Origin of the sequence: Isoptericola nanjingensis, assembly GCF_050311635.1 — a bacterium.
Lineage (GTDB): Bacteria > Actinomycetota > Actinomycetes > Actinomycetales > Cellulomonadaceae > Isoptericola > Isoptericola nanjingensis.
In genome coordinates, this window is record NZ_JBNOZL010000017.1 from 1 (window position 1) to 276 (window position 276).

At 47.5% G+C, this 276-nt stretch carries 1 protein-coding gene; it reads right to left on the reverse strand.

Annotation, left to right across the window (positions count from 1 at the left end):
* Positions 1-274, reverse strand: a 274-nt coding sequence (locus tag ACQP6G_RS20830) for a sugar phosphate nucleotidyltransferase (protein ID WP_429767228.1), incomplete at its 3' end; no start/stop codon positions are given.
* Between the last annotated feature and the right edge of the window lie 2 nt (positions 275-276).

The window sequence follows — 276 nt, forward strand, 5'->3', positions numbered from 1 at the left end:
TCTCGCCTATAATGAACGCCTGTGCAAGTCCGTCTGGTGAGGGCTGTTCAGCATACTCAAAGTGAACGCCATAATCAGAGCCGTCACCCAACAGACGCTTGAAGCCAGGGAGATCGTATGGTGTAGAGATAATGAGGATATCTCTAATCCCTGCTAGCATCAAAGCACTGATGGGATAATAAACCATCGGTTTATCATAGATAGGGAGCAATTGCTTGCTAACACCCTTAGTAATAGGGTAAAGTCTGGTGCCAGAGCCACCGGCAAGTACGATTC